The organism is Acinetobacter sp. YH18001 (assembly GCF_013416975.1).
GTDB classification, from domain to species: Bacteria; Pseudomonadota; Gammaproteobacteria; order Pseudomonadales; family Moraxellaceae; genus Acinetobacter; species Acinetobacter pseudolwoffii.
This window is the reverse complement of sequence record NZ_VPEU01000001.1, coordinates 67,935-88,897: the sequence shown is the minus strand read 5'-3', so window position 1 is coordinate 88,897 and position 20,963 is coordinate 67,935. Positions and strand designations below refer to the sequence as shown.

Sequence of the window (20,963 nt, the reverse complement as noted above, 5' to 3'; positions counted from 1 at the left end):
CGTCTACATACAGATTGGAACCAGCATTAAAACTAAAAATCTTCTGGAATATTTGGGATTTAGTTTTAATCAAAAAACCTGCATGATCAACTTATAACTTTAAGTTTAATCCAGTTAAACCGAAAAGTTTTTGCTTTTTTAATAGATTTTAGTCGTATCTTAATAAAAATTTTCTTATAAGCTTTAAGTTTTGAAAAATATTCCCATGTATTTTAAGTATAGTGTTTTATATTTTCTTAATTTCAAAATAAGCCGTTATTTTTTACACCCAATCATGCCATATCAGCCTATATTTTTAGAAAAGATAGCCCTAGATGGCTAAAGACATTTAATCCGGGCAAGCTTTTAAAGCTCGGCCCATTTGCGCATGAGGTTGTGATACAAATTGGTCAGTTTCATAACTTCGGCATGCTGATCACCCAGCTGCATTCTCAGGTTTTGAATACTCTGATCCAGATTAAACAGCATATGCCGTTCTGCATCATCCCGGATCATGCTTTGTACCCAAAAAAATGAAGCAATTCGACAACCGGCAGTGATGGGCGTGACTTCATGCAGGCTGGTGGATGGATACAGAATCATATCGCCGGCAGGCAATTTTACTTCGTGATAACCGTAAGTGTCTTCGACCACCAGTTCACCACCGACGTATTCTTCAGGTTCACTCAAGAAAACCGTACAGGATAAATCCGTTCTAAGGCGTTCATTGCTGCCGCGAATACGACGAATCGAATTGTCGACATGAAAGCCGAAAGCTTCATTATTTTCATAGCGGTTAAAAAGCGGGGGAATGATATCCAGCGGAATTGCCGCTGATAAAAATAGTGGATGCTGTCCCAGAGATTCAAGAATGATCGTGCTTAAATGCTGGGTCAGGGGATGATCTTCAGGCAATTGCTGATTCTGTTTCACGGTGGCAGAGAGTGTACCCGCGGTAACCTTGCCATTGACCCACTCAATCTTACTCATCTCCTCACGGAAATATTGCACCTGTTCTTTGCTCAGTACATTTGGAATATGATGCAGCACTGGAAACCCCTGAATAATCATATTTTAAAAATAACATAGCCCCCATCAGGAGGCTATGCGGTTGCATTGAATTAATATTTAAAGTTGACTGCCAGCACTGCGCTACGGCCTTCTGCTTCAGTGGCATAGTGAGAGGCGTAAGCTTTTGTGAAGTAACGTTCATCAGACAGGTTGTTGAGGTTTAATTGCAAATCAACGTTTTCATTCACGTTATAACGTGCCATGGCATCATAGCGAACATAGCCTGGAACATATTTGGTATTGGCTGCATCACCATAAACTTTATCCATCGCCACTGCACCAGCACCTAGGGTTAAAGCAGGAGTTATCGCATAGGTTGTCCAAAGAGTTGCAGAGTTTTTCGCAACGTTCTGAACTTGATTACCATTATTAGGACTAGTTTCATATACTGGTGGTTGACCTGAAGGAGCAGTACTCACAAAACCAGCGTCTACAATTTCACTGTCTAAATAAGTATAACCCGCAGATACAGCCCATTTATCCGTGATATTACCGTTTACACCTAGCTCAAAACCGTCTACACGTGTTTCACCAATATTTCGTGTAAAACCATCAAAGTCAGTAGAGCGCGTATTCGTTTTCTCTGTGCGGAAAATAGCAGCGGTTAGATTTAATTTGTCATTAAATAAATCCCACTTTGTGCCAATTTCATATGTTTTAACTTCTTCTGGTTTTAGATTGTTGATCGCTTTGGCTTGTTCTTCAGTTGTATTTCTGCCAGGAACGGACAGTGATTCTGAACCATCAGCAGCGTCTACCCCAACTGGATTGGCGGAAGTTGCATAGCTTGCATAAATAGAACCGTTTTCCAGTGGTTTATATGTCACGCCCGCCTGGTAGTTAAAGAAATCACTGTCATTTGTATATTTAGTATCTGAAGCATGAATGTTTTGTTCAGTTTCAAATTTGTCCCAACGAAGACCTAGATCTAGTAACCACTGTGAATTTAATTCAATATTATCTAACAAGTAGATTCCGGTGCTTTCTGTTTCGGTTGTACTTGCTTTTTGCGCAGCTGTTATTGAGCCCAACCAAGAGTCTTTTGAGTTCGGGTTATATGCACTAGTACACCAATTGTTGGAGGTAGCATTCGTAAATGTGTTACATGCTTTACTTCCACTAAGATTAGCTGGAAGAGTAGAAGTTGCCGCCTGACCTAAATCTGTAAGTAAATAATTTCCTTTATCAGATTCTTGTTTTGAATATTCAGTGCCTACATTAAAGCTATGTTTTAGCGTGCCGGTATTGAATTTACCTGTTAATGAAAGTTGATCACTAAAGGTATCTGTGTCAGTAATACGTGTATTTGCACGACGAACTACTTGTCCATTAGCAATATTTAATTTTGAATCATCTGGCTGAGTCCAGACATAATCATTTTTAGATTTTCCATACACAACCGTATTACTGATGGTTAGATTATCTGTTAAATCGTGCTCTAGTTTTAATGTGCCAACCTGATTTTCCTGTTTCTGGAAATCACGATCTAGCCAACCATAGTAAATACCTTGTTTAGCATTTAACGGTTTACCAGTAGCAGTATTATCTGCAGAATTCCAATATGGAACACCTGAATCAGGCGTGTCATCGGTTTTTAAGTAGTAATAACTTAGAGTCCCACGGGTAGGGGTGTCTAGACCAAAGCTAATACTCGGTGCTATACCAGTACGTTTATATTCTGCACCATCTTTCTGACCGGCTTTTTCATTTTGATGCCCCATGACTGCAACACGTGCTGCAATACCATTACCAAAATCTTTGTTGCCATCTAAAGTAATACGTTGATAATTATCTGTGCCGCCAGCGACCGAACCTTCTAGAAAATCGCCCGCTTTAGCGACTTTAGAAATCATGTTGATACTACCACCGGTCGCTCCTGCGCCGCCCATGGCAGACGCAGAACCTTTAGTCACTTCGACCTGTTCGACAGCAAACATTTCACGGTTTTGTGAAGTGGCATTACGAACGCCGTCTACATACATGGAGCTTTCAGAGTTATAACCACGAATAAACGGACGATCGCCGTTTGGATTGCCCCCTTCACCTGCACCTAGGGTAATACCCGGCACAGTACGCAAAGCATCAGTTAAGGTGGTGACTTGGGTATCTGCAATTAGCTGTTTTGAAATGACCGAAACTGACTTGGGTGTATCAAGTAAAGGTGCGACAAATTTGTTGTTGGCAGACTGATCTACTTTTAAGCTGGGTAATGGTTCGGCTTTGATTTCTTGATGAATGGTGTCGAGTCGAACGACATTGTCTTCAGCAATTGCATGTGTTGCCACGATCGACAAAGAAGAAACAATTGCAGAGGAAACGATTTTTTTACGTGTTTTAATGAAGGTCATGTTAAACCTAAGAAATGAATATTAAAAATGTATGCGAATAATAATGATTCTTGTTATTGTTTTTATCTTTTAATGATGGGAATTCATGATCTTTAAGAAAATATTAAATGAGTTTTTAAATGTAATGATGTAACAATTTTAATTTAAGCTTATGTTTTTAATAAATATTGATAAATTAATCTGATTATTAATTTTTTATTGAGAATAATGATGTTTATGGAAGGGCATATATTGGCAAGACTTTTGGGCATGCTGCTCTGAGGACCAGAAAAAACCCTGCCGGAGGCAGGGTTTTGAGTTACGACGCGTGCATTAGAAGTCGTATGAAACAGATAACCAGTAGTTGCGACCTGGTAGGTAAGTACCAGAAGTGCTACGACCAGTTGAAAGATATTTATAACCAGTCACACCATTCACAGTTTGGTGTTCAGTAAAATCTTTATCGAGTAAATTATTTACAGCCATATTTACACGAACTTGTTCATTCACTGAATAACTTGTACCTAAATTAAATAGGTTATAGCCAGCAAATTTATTGCCATACATTTTATAAACTTCTAAATTATCTCCAGACGTTGGGAGGCTTGTGAAACGAGTACGGCTAGATTTATACTCATGCTGTAGCCAAATATCTAAATCAGGATTAATGTGCCAAGTAGATGTTAAGTTAAAGGCATCACGAGGGTTATTGTTATAATACAAACCTTCATTTCCGCCATCTGTTACTTCACTTTTCGTGTAAGTATAAGATGCTTTGATATCCCACTCAGGCAAAATTGCATATTGTAAACTTGCCTCAGCACCATATACTTTAGCTTCTTGAGCATTGATATCTTGAGAGCATTCTTCAACAGGACAAATGGCTTGGTCGCTGATATCCTTGCTAATAATCGCATCTTCGATTTGATTATAGAATGCAGTAGTAGTGAAGTTAATTTTGTCCGTTGGCTGTAAATTAAAACCAAGTTCGTAGTTCGTCGATGTCTCTGGTTTTAAGTTTGGGTTACCAAATACATATGTTTTACCCTGGCCACTCATGTCAACCAGGCCATTTTCAAGATCTTTGGCGCTTGGCGCTTTATAACCTGTAGTAATACCACCTTTAATGGTCAATATATCATTGGTATTCCAGACTAAATAAGCGCGCGGACTGAAATGACCACCAAAACCTGAATGATCTTCATAGCGACCACCGAAAGTTAAGCCAAGTGAGTCTGCAATTTTCCACTCATCTTCAGCATAAATAGACCAAGAGTCTTTATCGAACTTATCTTTGCTAGTAATGTGTCGAGCGATATTGTCTTCAATCGTTTGCTTTTTAAACTCAAGCCCACCAGTAACTTTGTGATTGCCAAGTTGAGAAACTATATGACTGTCTGCAACTAAGTCGGTACTTTTTAATGTACGATCTGAGCCAATAAGAGGGCTTGTACTCCCTTTTTCAAATGCTTCAGTCGGAAGCGTTCTGCCATCAGTTTCAGTTTCAGTGTGACTGATATAGGTGTTCCAAATACCGAAGTCATAATCACCATCGTGACCAATTGCAATTTGATTACGCGTGAATTCTAATTCATTTTTATAACCACTTGCTTTCGCTGGGGTATCTTGAGTACCTAAGCGATTATCAGCATTATCATAGGTTTGAACTGACTGGAAACCATCTAACCATAAAGCATTTTGATTATCTGCTTGGAAAGACAGTTTTGCACCTACGTCGTAATTTTCAGCAGTTGTAGGTCGAGGATCTCGAGAAGTACCATTGTTGATACGTTCAGACTCTCCACGATCGTAGTAGCTACCACGAAGTTGTAAGCCCAGTTTATCGTTAACGATCGGGCCATTCACCAAGAAGCTGGTTTTCCATGAATCAGCTTCTTTACTGCTATCCATCACGTTACCACTAACTGTAACGTTACCATTCCAAACGTCAGATACTTTTTTGGTGATGATGTTAATCACACCGCCCATGGCATCCGAACCATAAAGCGTAGACATCGGGCCACGAATGACTTCAATACGTTCAATCGCTGAAAGTGGAGGCATAAAGCTCGTTGAAGCTTCAGAAAAACCATTCGGCATAATATTGTCAGTTGCAGTCGTTTGACGACGGCCATCAATTAAAATGAGTGTGTCTTCTGCCTTCATACCGCGCATGCTGACATTTAAACCACCCGTTTTCCCAACACCATTACGAACGTCAACACCAGGAACATCTGCCAATAAATCAGCAATACTGGTTGCATTTTTCTTTTCGATATCTTCTTTTGTGACCACACTAATGGAAGCAGGGGCATTTTTAATATCTTGTTCAAAACCCGCTGCTGAAACCACAATTGTAGATAATTGTGTTACTGGTACATTGGTATTATTTGTTTCAGCATGTGCAGAGGTAGCTGTAACCCCAAGAATAGCCACAGCTAAAGGTCGAAGATTAAAATCACGCATAACCAAAATTCCAATATGGAGAGAGTTCAAAGTTTTGTATCAAATTTGAAAGTGAATACTAGTGATAATATTTATCATTTGCAATAAAAATATACAATTCCTTCATTTCAATTTAATCGCCTGAATATTTGAAAAGATGCCAATTCAAGTAAAAAAAGGGTTTAAAAACTGGAACTCGCGCGTATTTTTTGTATATCCTTAAATGTTGTCATATAATGTGGCACATTTTTATAAACCTGTTATAACCTAATATATAGAGGAAGCCATGCAAGTAACTTCTGAAGCGGTTTCGGGCGTTGCCCGTCGTTTAAATGTTTCTGTACCGACGAGCCGTATTAATGAGCAATTTGAAGCTCGTTTAAAACGCACTGCTAAAACTGCGAAGATCAACGGCTTCCGTCCAGGTAAAGTGCCTGTAAACGTAGTTCGTCGTGAATACGGCGCGGGTATCTACCAAGAAGTAGTAAACGATATTATTCGTGACACAGTTTTCGAAGCAATCCAGCAAGAGAAAATCAATGCTGTGGGCATGCCAAACATCGAAAAAACTGAAATGAAAGACGACGCGCTGGTATATACAGCGACTGTTGAAGTTTATCCAGAAGTTGAAGTGAAATTCGAAGGTCTGGAAGTTGAACGTAAAGCAACTGAAGTCAACGATAAAGACGTTGAGAAGATGATCGAAAATCTTCAAAAACAACGTGCTGCTTGGGCTGAAACCAAAGGCATGGCTAAAAAAGACATGCAAGTGACTTTCGATTTTGAAGGTACGGTTGATGGTGAGAAATTTGAAGGCGGCGCTGCTGAAGACTTCAAACTTGTACTCGGTTCTGGCCGTATGATTCCTGGCTTCGAAGACGGCATCGTTGGTATGAAGAAAGGCGAAGAGAAAGTGATTGATGTAACTTTCCCTGAAGATTACCAAGCTGAAAACCTTGCTGGTAAACAAGCTCAATTCAAAATCACTGTGAAGCTTGTTGAAAAACAAAAACTTCCAGAAATTGATGCTGAATTCCTGGAAATCTTCGGTGTGTCTGAAGAAGAAGGCGTTGAGAAGTTGAAAGCTGACGTTCGTAAAAACATGGAACGTGAAGTGAAAAACGGCCTGCGTAACCAGGTAAAAGGTGCGACTTTTGATGCGCTTGTTGCTGCAAACGAAGTTGAACTTCCAGCGGCTATGCTTGCTCAAGAAATTGACCGTCAACGTCAACAAATGATTCAGCAGTTCACTCAACAGTTCGGTGCTCAAGGTGCGCAAGCATTTGATTCAAGCATGCTTCCAGACGAATTGTTCAAAGAACAAGCTGAAAAATCTGTAAAACTTGGCGTATTGGTTAGCCGTGTTTTAGCTGATGCGAAAATCGAAGTAGATGCTGCACGTGTTGAAGCGTATATCCAAGACATGGCATCTTCTTATGAAGATCCAAACGAAGTGATCGAATACTTCAAAAACGATGCGCAACAACGTCAACAAATCGAAGCTGTTGTACTAGAAGACCAAGTTGTTGATTACATTTTGGCTTCTGCTAAAGTAACTGATGCGACTGTAAGCTATGAAGACTTATTGAAAGAGCAGCAAGCTCGTCAACAAGCTTAATTTTAGCTTTCCATAAAAAAGGCGCTTTGTGCGCCTTTTTTCATATTATTGATATATCTGTTTTTCACAAAACTAATGCAAAAAATATGAGAGATTTATTGGCGAATTTTTTGCAATTTCAGTGATTATCCCTCATATTGTGATTATGGGTTAGGTCACAAAAAATTTAGGAATAAATAAACGTATGTATGTTCCAACGATTGAAAACGCTTTAGTGCCAATGGTGGTAGAACAATCCTCTCGTGGTGAGCGTTCTTTTGATATTTATTCACGCCTTTTGCGTGAACGTGTAATTTTTATGACGGGCGAAGTTGAAGACAATATGGCGAACCTTATCGTTGCGCAAATGTTGTTTTTAGAGGCTGAAAATCCAGATAAAGATATTCATTTATATATCAACTCGCCAGGTGGTTCAGTGACTGCAGGTATGGCAATTTATGACACCATGCAGTTTATCAAACCTGACGTGGTGACCTATTGTATGGGGCAGGCAGCATCTATGGGTGCCTTCCTGCTCAATGCCGGAACTAAAGGTAAGCGTTACTGCTTAGAAAATGCCCGTGTTATGATTCATCAGCCACTCGGTGGTTTCCGTGGTCAGGCTTCGGATATTGAAATTCATGCCCGTGAAATTCTATTTATTAAAGAACGTTTAAATCGTTTAATGGCTGAACACAGCGGTCAGGAATACGAGAAAGTAGCACGCGATACAGACCGTGATAACTTTATGACTGCTCAGCAAGCGAAAGAATACGGTCTTGTGGACGAAGTTTTAACTAAACGTCCATAAGTTTTAAAGATTCAGATAGTGGAGTAAATATGTCCGAACATCCTCAAGGACAAAAGCATTGTTCATTTTGCGGTAAAACGCAGTCTGAAGTCGGGAAGCTGATTGCAGGCGAGGACGCATACATTTGTAACGAATGTGTGGACGTATGCTTAGATTTGGTTCAAACCAGTCAACAGGTGGAAACCAATGACTGGGCCAATCGTCCTTTGCCGAAACCACAGGAAATCCGTGCGGCCTTGGATCAATATGTCATTGGTCAGGATATCGCAAAAAAGACCTTGTCGGTTGCAGTGTATAACCATTACAAGCGCCTGAAAGTGCAGAATAATGGCAAAAAAGCTGACGATTCAGTTGAACTTTCAAAAAGTAATATCATGCTGGTCGGCCCGACGGGCTCAGGCAAAACCTTGCTTGCACAAACGCTTGCGCGCCTTCTTGATGTACCCTTTGCCATGGCAGATGCAACCACACTGACCGAAGCAGGTTATGTGGGTGAAGATGTAGAAAACATTGTACAGAAGCTTTTGCAAAAAGCCGATTATGATGTCGAGAAAGCACAGAAGGGCATTATCTATATCGACGAGATCGACAAGATTACCCGCAAGTCTGAAAATCCATCGATTACGCGTGATGTATCGGGTGAAGGCGTACAGCAGGCTTTATTGAAAATGATCGAAGGTACGGTTGCTTCGATTCCGCCCCAAGGTGGCCGTAAGCATCCGCAGCAAGAATTCATTCAGATTGATACATCCAACATTCTGTTTATCTGTGGTGGTGCATTCTCTGGACTTGAGAAAATTGTGCAGCAGCGTCAGGAAAAAGGTGGCATCGGCTTTACCGCAGAAGTGCGTAAAAAAGATGAAACCAAGAAGCTGTCTGATCTGTTCCGTCAAGTTGAAGCAACAGACCTAGTGAAATTTGGTTTAATTCCAGAATTTATTGGTCGTTTGCCGGTGATTGCCACTTTGGATGAGTTAGATGAAGAAGCCTTGATGCAGATTCTGACTGAACCGAAGAATGCATTAACCCGTCAGTATCAACATCTGTTTGATATGGAAGACGTGGATCTGGTCTTTGAAGAATCCGCATTACGTGCCGTGGCGAAAAAAGCGGTTGAGCGTAATACTGGCGCGCGTGGTCTACGTTCGATCCTGGAAAATTCATTACTCGAAACTATGTATGACCTGCCAAGCCGTAGCGATGTCGGCACGGTGGTCGTCAATGAAGCGGTGATTAAAGGTGAAGCAGAGCCAGAATATCGTGCCGAGCGTCAACCGCATGAGCAGCAAGAGACAGCGACAAAAATAGATTTAAAAGTGGTGAATAGCAAATCTGCTTAACTGCTATTCATCCGAAACCTGCGAAAACTCCGTGTTTTCGCAGGTTTTTTATTTCCAAAAATAAAGCTGGATGTTAATCTGATTGACTAGACGTGGATGCCTAAAACTTATAAAAAATAAATCGCAAAGCACTTGCATATAAAAGAATAAAGACGCAGTGAGGGATAAGTATGCGTGGAGTCGCAATTGTACTCATCAGCAGTTTGGCATTGCTGGGGTGTCATGGTAAGAAAGCCGTCGTTGAGCCTACACAGTCACTCAGCACTCTAAAAAATATTGATCTTGAAAAAAAACCGGGCTTTGTGGAACAGCATCGTATTGGTATGTTTACTATTGGTGGCTGGGTCAATCAAAAGCAGGGCAATCAGTTTCAAACGGTGAAACCACAACATGATCAAGCCGCCATCGTGTACTTATACCGTCCTGATTCCAGATGGAACCGTCAGGAAATTGTCGCTGCCAGCCTGTTTATCAATCAAGAACATATTCCAAGTCTTTTGCATAATCATTATTACTGGATTGAAGTTCCTACAGGAACATATCGTTTAAGTACCAGTCGACCGTTGGGTGCTTTGCATTTTCAGAAGCCTAAATATCTGGATTTTAGTGTGGAAGCAGGACAATCCTATTTTATTAAATATGATGAAGAAAATATCAGCACCCGGCGTAGTGTCTCGGGGCCCTTCATGCTCATGCCGGAAAAGGTCGGTCTGAATGAAATTGCTTTTACTCAGCTTAAATCTCACAGTTTTAATTTTGTGGCGCAAGATCAGGAAACTGGCCAGATTCGCAAAAAAGCGCAGAAAATTGAACCAACTGCTTATAATCCATCATTAGATGTACAGTTGAAGGCACCTTTTAAACTTTGGGATCCGCGTACTTGGTAATGGAACATTTTCTAGAATAAATATAATAAAAAAGCACCGATAGAGGGTAATGTTGATCAGTTAAGGAGTTTAGAAATAGACTCTTTAATTTTTTAGTCATTCACAGCGGAGTATTAATTTTATAAATCAAATTCTTGTAAATTATTTGTTACTTTGGTTTCGCCCAAATGAGAAGCGAAGCTTCGCAAGGAAGGCATCTTGCGGAGCAACACTCCTCATCCGCAAAACTCGTCAGCCACCATCGACTAGTAAGTTTGTCGCAGAAACAATCATTTTTAAATCTTGCGGTGCAATACACCTCATGCCTCAAACAGTTGCGGATGACTTTTCTATCTATCAGATATAATCATGAATTTGAAAAAGAAAATGCCAGTCAATTCCTTAACTGACTGGCATTACCGATAGAGGGTGCTTTTTTATTGCAGTCAAAATTAGCCTGCAGCAGCGTCCACGACTGGAATCTTACCAATTTTTGCTTGCCAGATTTTAGGTGCAGTGGCGTGAATAGATGTACCATTCACATCAACTGCGACAGAAACCGGCATATCTTTCACGACAAACTTGTAAATTGCTTCCATACCCAAGTCAGCAAAAGCCACCACTTCAGCTTCACGGATCGCTTTCGATACCAAGTAAGCAGCACCACCCACAGCCATGAGGTAAGTTGCCTGGTTATCTTTAATGGCTTCAACAGCAGCAGGGCCACGGTCCGCTTTACCGATCATGCCGAACATGCCAGTTGCTTCAAGGACTTGGCGAGTGAATTTATCCATACGCGTAGCCGTTGTTGGACCAGCAGGGCCTACAACTTCATCACCGACTGGATCGACTGGACCGACGTAGTAGATAAACTTGCCTTTCAGATCAACCGGAAGTTCTTCGCCATTGTTGAGCATGTCGACCATACGTTTATGTGCAGCATCGCGACCAGTATAAATCGTACCGTTTAGAAGAAGCGTATCGCCTGGTTTCCAAGAGTTCATTTCTTCTTGTGTGATGTTGTCTAGGTCAACACGTTTAGAAGATGAAGAATCCCAAGTGACTTCAGGATAGTCTTCAAGTTTTGGTGCGATGATGTTGGCAACACCCGTACCATCAAGTGTGAAGTGTGCATGACGAGTCGCAGCACAGTTCGGGATCATACCGACTGGCTTACCCGCAGCATGACATGGATAATCTTTGATTTTAATATCAAGAACAGTGGTTAAACCGCCAAGACCTTGTGCGCCAATACCCAAAGCATTCACTTTTTCGAAGATTTCGATACGAAGTTCTTCAAGTTTAGATTGTGGACCACGACGAAGTAATTCGTCCATGTTGATCTCTTCCATCAATGCTTCTTTGGCAAGCATCATGGCTTTTTCAGCAGTACCACCGATCCCAATCCCTAGCATACCTGGTGGACACCAGCCTGCACCCATCGTTGGAACAGTTTTCAGTACCCAATCTACGATTGAATCAGATGGGTTCAACATTGCGAGTTTAGATTTATTTTCTGAACCGCCACCTTTGGCTGCTACAGTGATATCTACTTTATTACCAGGCACAAGCTTGTGGTAAATCACGGCAGGAGTGTTGTCTTTGGTATTCTTACGACCAAAAGCAGGATCGGCCAGAACTGATGCACGAAGCACGTTGGAGTTTTCTAAATAACCCTGACGTACGCCTTCATTGATTGCATCATCCAGGCCCATGGTTAAATCAAATTTAACATCCATGCCCACTTCAACAAATACGTTGACGATACCGGTATCTTGACAGATTGGGCGGTGGCCTTCTGCACACATGCGTGAGTTAATTAAGATTTGCGCGATCGCATCTTTAGCAGCTTTGTTCTCTTCACGATCATACGCACGGCTCATCGCTTGGATAAAGTCTTGTGGGTGATAGTAAGAAATGAACTGAAGCGCATCTTTAACCGATGTGATTAAGTCATCTTGCTTGATAATAGTTGTCATACAAATATCTCTTGAGCGGGCTGATAGCTAGCGGGCTAAATTATAAGACAAAAGAATCGGGTTGTGGGCATTTTGGGCGAGCATTGGCCGAAAGTTTATAGTTTAAGCAATCTGAAGGACGACTTGAGCAGCTCAGCGGGTCAAATATGACAGTAATCGGTCATATTTAGTGTCATATTTCAGATAAAAAATACGCATAATTTTGCTTATTCCGTATTAAGCAATTGAATTTTATTAATTATTTTAAATTTAATAAAAAACCAGATTGTCATATAACTGTCATAAAACTTTTACATAATGCAGCTATTGAAACGGGAGATCTTAACAATGGTTACAGGTATTTTAATGGCAAGTGGTTTTTGTGTATATATCGCTGCAACTTGGATGTACGGTCAGAAAGAAGATCAAGCCTAAGCTTTATCTTCTTTTTTATTTTAAGACATAAAAAATTAACCTATCTTCAAATCTTCAAATCTTCAAATCTTCAAATCTTCAAATCTTCAAATCTTCAAATCTTCAAATCTTCAAATCTTCAAATCTTCAAATCCAGTTATAAAAATATTTGAAAACTCAAATTTAAAAAGCATCTCTCCTATAGCTTACTCAAGCCATGTTGACCATTTACATTTTTAACCCAGAAAAACTCAAAGCCTGAAAACCCTTACACATGTGGCATTTTTTATTGCTTAGACTGTTTCTCTCAACTTCTAGAAACAGGCAAGTAGAATGAACAATTTTAATGCAAGTGATATTAAAGAACATGCTTCAGTCATTGCTTCATGTGGTACTCAAGTCGGGAAGGTAGACCATTTAGAAGGTCAGGATTCAATTAAATTAACAAGAAGTGATGATGAAAATAATGAGCATCATCTGATTCCCTTGAGTTGGGTAAGCGAAATCAAAGACGATAGCGTAGTGCTCAATAAAACAGCAGAAGATGTGCGTAAAGAGTGGACCACCTTATAAAAAATTAAAGTCAGTGGACTGAAAAGCAGGGCTGTCTCAGCTTAATTTTTTATGTCACAGACTTTATTAGTAATCGTTGAAAATGCCAGTTCGAAAGACTGGCATTTATTATGCGTAGTTGATTCTTTTTTATTTGGTTTTGCATTCTGCCAGAAATGGATTTTGAGCCTGTATGATGATTTTATCTGAAAATTTCCCTTCATATTCAAAACCATTTTGTATGATTTTTAGCGTTTGAAAACCACATTTTTCCTAGGCACGACTTCCACCTCAATTATGTCCAAAGACTTTTGAGTTGTAATGGCTTAAAGAAAAACTCTTTGACCAACTTGAGCGCTTCACTGCCACAGCCTTGAGCTATCCAAGTGATTGTTGAGATTGCAATACAAAATTCAGCATGTTGAGCACAAGATTGATTTCTAGAATTCAAAGTTTACCGATCATTTCATCATGATGGTTTAAACAAATCGCAAAGTCATAACGGGTTGGATCAGCCAAACAGCGCTGACTATGGCCTGCATATCTTCAAGTGTAAAATGCCATTTCAAGCCGGTCATATAACGTATTTCATCGATTTGCGTGAGCGCTAAAAATGTGAGTAGATTTTCAACTTTCACTAAGTGTAAGTAGATGCGGTTCTATTTAAGATCAGTGTTGATGTGATGCTCTTTGAGAGCATTTTTTATTTTTAGAAAAGTAATCGACAGATTATAGAATGTCCGACTTTAGAACAAAAATGATTAAAAAAACCACCCCATCTTGCGAGAGGGTGGTGAGTGCGGAGCTATTAAGTTTATTGAGCCTGCTGTTCTGCCTGAATCGCGGTTAAAGCGATGGTAAATACAATATCATCGACCAAAGCACCACGAGACAGGTCATTCACCGGTTTGTTCAAACCTTGCAACATTGGCCCGACACTGACTACATTGGCAGCACGTTGCACAGCTTTATAAGTCGTATTACCCGTATTTAAATCCGGGAAAATAAAGACATTGGCACGTCCGGCCACTTGTGAATCTGGTGCTTTTTGACGGCCAACACTTTCAACCGAGGCAGCATCATATTGTAATGGCCCATCAATCAGCAGGTCAGGACGACGTTCTTTGGCAATTCGTGTTGCTTCAGCCACTTTCTCGACATCGGCACCCATACCTGAAGTTCCGGTAGAGTAAGAAATCATGGCAATCCGCGGGTCAATGCCAAAGGCTTTGGCAGAATCTGCTGATTGAATCGCAATCTCGGCCAGCTGCTCTGCATCTGGATCAGGATTAATCGCACAGTCGCCATAAACATAGACTTCATCTGGCAGCAACATAAAGAACACAGAAGAAACCAGTGAATAATCCGGTGCAGTCTTGATCAGCTGAAAGGCAGGACGTACGGTATTGGCCGTGGTATGTACCGCGCCAGAGACCAGACCATCAACCTGATCCAGCGCCAGCATCATGGTGCCGAGCACCACTGTGTCTTGCAGCTGTTCACGCGCTTGCAGTTCGTTGAGTTTGCCTTTACGTAGCTCGACCATCTTGTCGATATAGTTGTCACGAATCAGATCCGGATCCAGAATTTCCAGATCTTCAGGCAATTCGATACCACGAGCTTTTGCCACTTCTAAAACAGATTCGGGATTGGCCAATAAAATACATTGTGCAATGCCACGCGACTGACAGATTGCTGCAGCTTGTATCGTACGTGGTTCATCACCCTCTGGCAGTACAATACGTTTTTTCGCAGCAATCGATTTCTGTACCAGTTCATGACGGAAAGCGGAAGGTGACAGACGTGGCTTATAAGAACCATTCAACATTTGATTCAGCCATTCCGGATTGATATGGCTTGAAACAAAACGTGTCACCTGATCTGCACGTTCGGTATCATCCACTGGAATTTCATTGCTGAGATTTGCCAGTTTTTGTGCGGTTTCAAAGGTACTAAGCGGTGTATGTAAAATCGGTAAACCTTGCTTGATGGCAGTCTGGCAAAATTCCAATACATGATCATTTGGCTGATGATGTTCAGTTAGCACCAAGCCAGCCAAAGGAATACCATTGCTGCTGGCCAGACTGCTGGCCAATAACACATCAATCCGGTCAGATGCACTGATGATCAATTCACCCGCTACAAACTTATGCAATTCATGTTCAATATTGGCCGAAATCAGGCTGCTGTGCTGGACACGGCGCTGTTTCGCTTCGCCTTCATTAATCCAGTAGGCCTGAATATGTGCCGCCAGATCAGATATACGCGGCACACTTAAAGTTTTACTGAAAGGCACCAGTCCAATTACAGGTAACTTTTCTGAACCAATATGTGGATGGGTTTGCTGGATGGCACGAATAAATTGTGTGGTTTCTTCTGCAAGACGTAAATCCGGATCAAGCGTTACAGGAATCTGTGCAGATTCTTCAGGCAGACCTTTGGTTCGCATCAACAGGATGCCAGACAGGCGGGTTGAACTGGCGCCACCAAAGTTGCGAATCTGGTTTTCAACTTTATCGGCAGTCTGACCTGGCTGCTGGATATTGGCATTGCTGACCACAATCACTTTGGCATCCAAAGCCTGCGCCAGCGAGGCATTCAGATCATCGGCAAAACTGTCCTGAGCATTTGGCAATAGACCTTCGACAATAATCAGGTCATGTTGTCTGGCAATTTGACGATGCAGACGTACGGCTTCTTCCAGCAGTTCATCCTGTTCACCCAGATTAATCTGCTGCAAGACTTTGCTATAACGGATTGGTTCAACAGTTTCACTTTGAGAAATATGACGATACAAAGCCGTAGTACGGTCTTCGACTTCATTCAATTCCTGAGCAAAAGGTTTGAGAAAGCCAGCTTTAACCCCTTGGCATTCCAGTGCATAAATCAGGCCTAAACATGCAGAAGTTAAGCCTACGCCTTCCCCAGTGGGAACCAATAGAATCGTTTTCATAAGTTACGTCAGTCACACAATAATAAAAATCAGTTAAAAAGTGGCCCTGCTTGCTTATGCAAGCGCTACCTCAGCTTCAGACTTTTTTGCGTTTTTTTGCTCCACTTCAAGTTCTACAACGCTATGTACTTCTTGAGCGATACGACCTTCTTCGTCTGTTGGCACTACCCAGATTTGTGGACCTGTACCTGAATCGATACGGCCTTCAGTGCCACGTTTCAGGTCATTATTGGCACTTTTATCCAGGTTGAAGCCGAAGTGGGGCAGATAAGTCATGGTTTTTTCACGGATATAGGCAGAATTTTCGCCAATACCGCCAGTGAAGAACAAGCCATCAATACGTGGCAGACCACAGCTCAGTGCTGCCAGAGATTTGGCTAGACGGTAGCAGAATACTTCAATCGCTAATGCAGCATCTTCATTACCTTGTTCCGATGCTTCAATCAGGGTACGCATGTCATTCGACAAATCAGACAGACCCAACAGACCGCTCTGGCTATTCAGCATCTTGTCAATTTTATAGATATCCCAACCCAGGTTCTTTGCCAGGAAGCTGTGCAGGCTTGGGTCGACATCGCCACTGCGGGTGCCCATGACAATACCTTCAAGCGGGGTTAAGCCCATTGACGTATCTACACTTTTCCCATTCCACACGGCACAGGTCGAGCTGCCATTACCGAGATGTGCTGTTAACCAGCCGCCTTGTTTCAGGCTACCTGCCAGTTCAGAACCACGGTCTGAAACATAAGCATGGCTGGTGCCGTGGAAACCATAACGACGCACACCATGGGCTGTATATAAGAATTTTGGCAGGGCATAGCGATATGCATGTGCTGGCATGCTTTGATGGAATGCGGTATCAAATACTGCTATTTGCGGTAAGTCTGGGAACAAGCGTTTGGTGGCTTCAATGCCAATCAGATGTGCCGGATTGTGTAAGGGCGCAAGCGGCGTTGCTTCACGAATCTTTTCAATAATTTCATCATTGATCAATTCTGCTTTGGTCAGGCTGCCACCATGTACCACACGGTGACCAATCGCATCTGGGCGATAGTTAGCCAGACGCTCCAAACCAACTTCAAGGGCTTTTTTATGGTCGGCAAAAGGAATATGGATATCGACCGGTTCGTTACCGACAGTCACGCCTTTGATACGAGCATTCTCTGTGCCTAAATTCTCAGCTAAACCATGAATACGGAAGTTCTGTTCCTCAAGAAGTAATGCAAACTTGATTGAAGAAGAGCCACAATTAATAACTAATACTGATTTAGACACGATTGATTACCCGATTTTTAATTAAAATTCTCGTCCATTGACTTGATCCAGTGATCAGCAAAAAGGCACTAAGCTGAATCAATATTGATGTTTTAACATTTGTTTTTTTTCTGTCCTAGATAGACTTTAGCAGATTAGACTTAAGCATTATCGACCAGGCTGACAATAATAACTAAAATTTATCAGTTCATAGTTTTCATTTATAAATAAAATAATGCTGAAAATATAATCAATAAAGCTGCCAAATTCTATTTTCAATGTCGTACTGGAACAGATTGCTTTCAGTTTAGTGCCTAAAACAGCAAATATGACTTATACATACAATTCTATACAGAGATTCATCAATAAAATGACCCAAAGGTTCTGATCCATTTCGGTTTTAATTTTTATATCCATAAAAAATCAGCCTTGTGAACAAAGCTGATTTTTAAAGTGATCATCTGAAATAGTTATTGGCGAATCTGACCATCACCAAATACGATCCATTTTTGTGAGGTCAGGCCTTCAAGACCAACCGGACCACGGGCATGAATTTTATCGGTTGAAATTCCGATTTCCGCGCCTAAGCCATATTCAAAACCATCAGCAAAGCGGGTCGAGGCATTGATCATCACCGAACTCGAATCGACACCGGCCAAAAATTCACGTGCCAGACTGTAATTTTCAGTAATGATCGAATCGGTATGATGTGAGCCATACTGATTAATATGTTCAATCGCTTCTTCTATGCCAGAAACCACTTTGATGGCCAGAATTGGGCCCAGATATTCGGTATACCAGTCTTCTTCAGTGGCCGCAATCACTGCATCAGCAAGAATGCGCTGGGTTTCTTTGCAACCACGGAGCTCTACTTTTTTCTCCTGATAAAGTTCTGCGATGCGGGGCAAGAACTCTTCAGCGACTTTTTCATCGACTAGCAAAGTTTCCATGGCATTACACACGCCATAGCGATGGGTTTTGGCATTTAAAGCAATGGGTAAGGCTTTTAACAGATCCGCCTGTGCTTCCACATAGATATGGCAATTACCATCCAAATGTTTGATCACCGGGACACGAGCTTCTTCAGTAATGCGCTCGATCAGGCTCTTGCCGCCACGAGGTACAATCACATCGACATATTCGGTCATGGTAATGAGCTGGCCGACTGCAGCACGATCAACGGTATTGATCACTTGTACTGCTGATTCTGGCAGGCCGGAAATTTTCAGCGCATGTTGAATTGCCGCGGCAATCGCCTGATTGGATTCCAGTGCTTCTGAACCGCCACGTAAAATAATCGCATTGCCTGATTTCAGCGCCAGTGAAGCCGCTTCCAGGGTCACGTTGGGACGTGATTCATAAATCATGCCGACCACACCCAAAGGTACACGCATCTTGCCCAGTTGAATGCCAGATGGGCGATAAGCCATATCGCTAATTTCACCAATCGGATCTTTCAGGCCAATCACATCTTTCAGGCCTTCTAACATACCTTTAAAGCGTGCGGGGTTGAGTTCTAAGCGATCAAGCAGGGCACTGTCCAGATTGTTATTATGCGCTTTGGTCATATCTTTCTGGTTGGCAGCCAAAATAGCCGGCTGGCTATTTTCCAAAGCCGTATAAATAGCCGATAGTGCGTTGTTTTTGGTTTGGGTGGACGCACGAGCCAAAATGCGAGAAGCCTGGCGTGCCTGCTGTCCTACTGTTTGCATATATTGTTCAATAGACTCTTGCATAGCGCTTTGATCACTTAGAAATTTCACTTCGATATTAACAGTCTGCTGCCGGACAATGAAGCCCATCTGTTAAAAATCATCCGTTTTCGCGGACTTCTAAACATTTTGAAATTGTTTTCTGTTTAAAAGCAGATAAGTGGTCGCTGAAGCGGTTGCTTGTGAAAAGCCGCTCTGTATAGAATGAAATAAGCGACATTGAAGTCATATATAATTATTAAAGAGCAGGATGCGTGTTCAGGCTCATCGGAATGTGTCTGAAGCATAAGATCTGTTAATCATGACTTGCACAATAAAAATAAGGCAAGGACGGAGGAAAAGGAAAATGAATTCCATTATCCACATGGATGCCCATGTATTGGATTCGCAAAGCCATTATGGTTTTTTTGATCTTTATGATAAGCACAGTTTTAAGCAGCCAGCACGAAGCACCTGGATGGATGGCTGGAAAATCGAATATATGGCGATTGCCCGTCCGGATACCTTGCATCTCAGGCCGATGGTGATCATTGGGGGCGCCTTCCAGAATTTTAATTCCTATAAATATTGTGTCGAACAGCTCTTCGCTGCCGGCCCGATCATTCTGATTGACTTGCCTTCGATGGGAGCCAACCAGCAGATCAGCAATGTGGATACTGGTCTGTCGGCTGGAACTCTGGAGCTTGAAGACCTTGCTGCCATGCTGGGGCAATGGCTGGAGCAGATGCAACTTCCTCAAGTTTCAATTTTAGGCATGTCCTTAGGCTCAGTAGTCGCCTCCTGTCTGGCAGACCAGCGCCCTGAACTGGTGGATCGGATGATCCTGATGGGCGTAATGCAGAAAACCCGCAAAAGCTGGCGCATGCTATTGGAAGAATCCTTGCATCTGATGAAAGAACAGCGCATGGATGAATTTGGTCAGGCGGTCATTTTATATCTGGTCAATCATGCCCGTCTCAAAGAAACCCGCATGTCACCAACAGCAAAGCGCTTATTCTTCAAGCAGATGTCAGAATTCACGGTGACCGAACAAGAGCGTTATGATATTAACTGCAACCGTCTATTGCGTCTGACCCACGTGCCGATTCCACAGTGCAAGGTTCTGGTGGCCTGTGGTCAATATGACAGTTTTACCTTGCCACATGAGAATGCCAATTTTGCCCTGCAATGTCCAAATATGCAGTATGTACAAATTGCCGGTGCTGACCATGTGCCTCAGTTGCAGCGCAGGAAAGAAACTATGCATCTGTTTGCCACCTTCTTGCGTGATGAAGCAGTCGAGCAGTTGCCGGGAATTATTCCGTTTAGCCGTGAACAGATGCAGCAGATTGAACGGCGCGGTGAAGAACGGATTTGTGTGCAACAGCCACAACGTTATTTGAGTCATCGTCATTCGGATCTGCTGTTGAATGTAGAAATTATCGACATGAATTTCTTTGGAGTATTGCTGGAGTTAGACGCAGGACAGACAGAGTGTGCCGCAGCTTATCCGCGTGATCTGGCCTTGCATCTGGAAGATGAAAACGGCGAGTTCAAGATCGAATGTCTGATCTTTGAACAGGATGAGACTCAAGTGCGGGCCCTGTTTAAACATGGCAGTTTTGAAGTGGCAGAACGTTTATTGGCTTTTGTGCAACAACAGAAAATCCTTCAGCAAGAAGACGCTTTCGATGCAGTGATTTAA

General features: G+C 41.9%; 13 protein-coding genes. 6 read left to right on the top strand and 7 right to left on the bottom strand.

The genetic code is table 11. The features are described from left to right. Positions 1-345 precede the first annotated feature (345 nt). The 3 genes from FTV48_RS00390 to FTV48_RS00380 all read right to left on the bottom strand — a co-directional run bounded on the left by FTV48_RS00390 (position 346) and on the right by FTV48_RS00380 (position 5,843). Positions 346-1,029 carry a Fe2+-dependent dioxygenase gene (locus tag FTV48_RS00390; protein ID WP_179999071.1) on the bottom strand — a complete coding sequence of 228 codons (684 nt, stop codon included), beginning with the start codon at positions 1,027-1,029 and terminating at the stop codon, positions 346-348. A gap of 71 nt (positions 1,030-1,100) precedes the next feature. Beyond that, entirely contained in the window at positions 1,101-3,398 is a 2,298-nt protein-coding gene (locus tag FTV48_RS00385) for a TonB-dependent siderophore receptor (protein WP_179999069.1), read from the bottom strand. 312 nt (positions 3,399-3,710) lie between these two features. Then, on the bottom strand, positions 3,711-5,843 hold the full coding sequence (locus FTV48_RS00380) for a TonB-dependent receptor domain-containing protein (protein ID WP_179999067.1): 2,133 nt from the start codon (positions 5,841-5,843) through the stop codon (positions 3,711-3,713). A 265-nt stretch (positions 5,844-6,108) separates the two neighbouring features. Here FTV48_RS00380 and tig point away from each other — a divergent pair, with 265 nt between their 5' ends. The 4 genes from tig to FTV48_RS00360 all read left to right on the top strand — a co-directional run bounded on the left by tig (position 6,109) and on the right by FTV48_RS00360 (position 10,457). Next, a complete protein-coding gene (gene tig, locus FTV48_RS00375) occupies positions 6,109-7,440 on the top strand; it encodes a trigger factor (RefSeq protein WP_005095580.1) in 1,332 nt (443 codons plus the stop codon). A 184-nt stretch (positions 7,441-7,624) separates the two neighbouring features. Next, on the top strand, positions 7,625-8,230 hold the full coding sequence (gene clpP, locus FTV48_RS00370; protein ID WP_005095582.1) for an ATP-dependent Clp endopeptidase proteolytic subunit ClpP: 606 nt from the start codon (positions 7,625-7,627) through the stop codon (positions 8,228-8,230). A gap of 29 nt (positions 8,231-8,259) precedes the next feature. Next, positions 8,260-9,570 carry an ATP-dependent protease ATP-binding subunit ClpX gene (clpX, locus tag FTV48_RS00365; RefSeq protein ID WP_005095585.1) on the top strand — a complete coding sequence of 437 codons (1,311 nt, stop codon included), beginning with the start codon at positions 8,260-8,262 and terminating at the stop codon, positions 9,568-9,570. Positions 9,571-9,740: 170 nt separating this feature from the next. After that, positions 9,741-10,457, top strand: coding sequence for a DUF2846 domain-containing protein (locus FTV48_RS00360; protein WP_005172754.1), 717 nt, complete (start codon positions 9,741-9,743; stop codon positions 10,455-10,457). A 431-nt stretch (positions 10,458-10,888) separates the two neighbouring features. On the opposite strand, the gene FTV48_RS00355 is transcribed toward FTV48_RS00360, so the two are convergent. After that, complete coding sequence (locus FTV48_RS00355; RefSeq protein ID WP_005172753.1) at positions 10,889-12,415, bottom strand: fumarate hydratase; 1,527 nt, start codon at positions 12,413-12,415, stop codon at positions 10,889-10,891. A gap of 726 nt (positions 12,416-13,141) precedes the next feature. Here FTV48_RS00355 and FTV48_RS00350 point away from each other — a divergent pair. Then, entirely contained in the window at positions 13,142-13,381 is a 240-nt protein-coding gene (locus FTV48_RS00350) for a DUF2171 domain-containing protein (protein WP_005095591.1), read from the top strand. 793 nt (positions 13,382-14,174) lie between these two features. Here FTV48_RS00350 and pta read toward each other — a convergent pair. From pta to FTV48_RS00335, 3 genes are all read right to left on the bottom strand, one after another. Beyond that, positions 14,175-16,313, bottom strand: a complete 2,139-nt coding sequence (pta, locus tag FTV48_RS00345; RefSeq protein ID WP_179999065.1) for a phosphate acetyltransferase — start codon at positions 16,311-16,313, stop codon at positions 14,175-14,177. Positions 16,314-16,367: 54 nt separating this feature from the next. Further along, a complete protein-coding gene (locus FTV48_RS00340; RefSeq protein WP_005172750.1) occupies positions 16,368-17,588 on the bottom strand; it encodes an acetate/propionate family kinase in 1,221 nt (406 codons plus the stop codon). Between the two features lie 449 nt (positions 17,589-18,037). After that, a complete protein-coding gene (locus tag FTV48_RS00335; protein ID WP_034609142.1) occupies positions 18,038-19,303 on the bottom strand; it encodes a glutamate-5-semialdehyde dehydrogenase in 1,266 nt (421 codons plus the stop codon). A gap of 322 nt (positions 19,304-19,625) precedes the next feature. On the opposite strand from FTV48_RS00335, the gene FTV48_RS00330 reads away from it, so the two are divergent. Beyond that, entirely contained in the window at positions 19,626-20,963 is a 1,338-nt protein-coding gene (locus FTV48_RS00330) for an alpha/beta fold hydrolase (RefSeq protein ID WP_005172747.1), read from the top strand.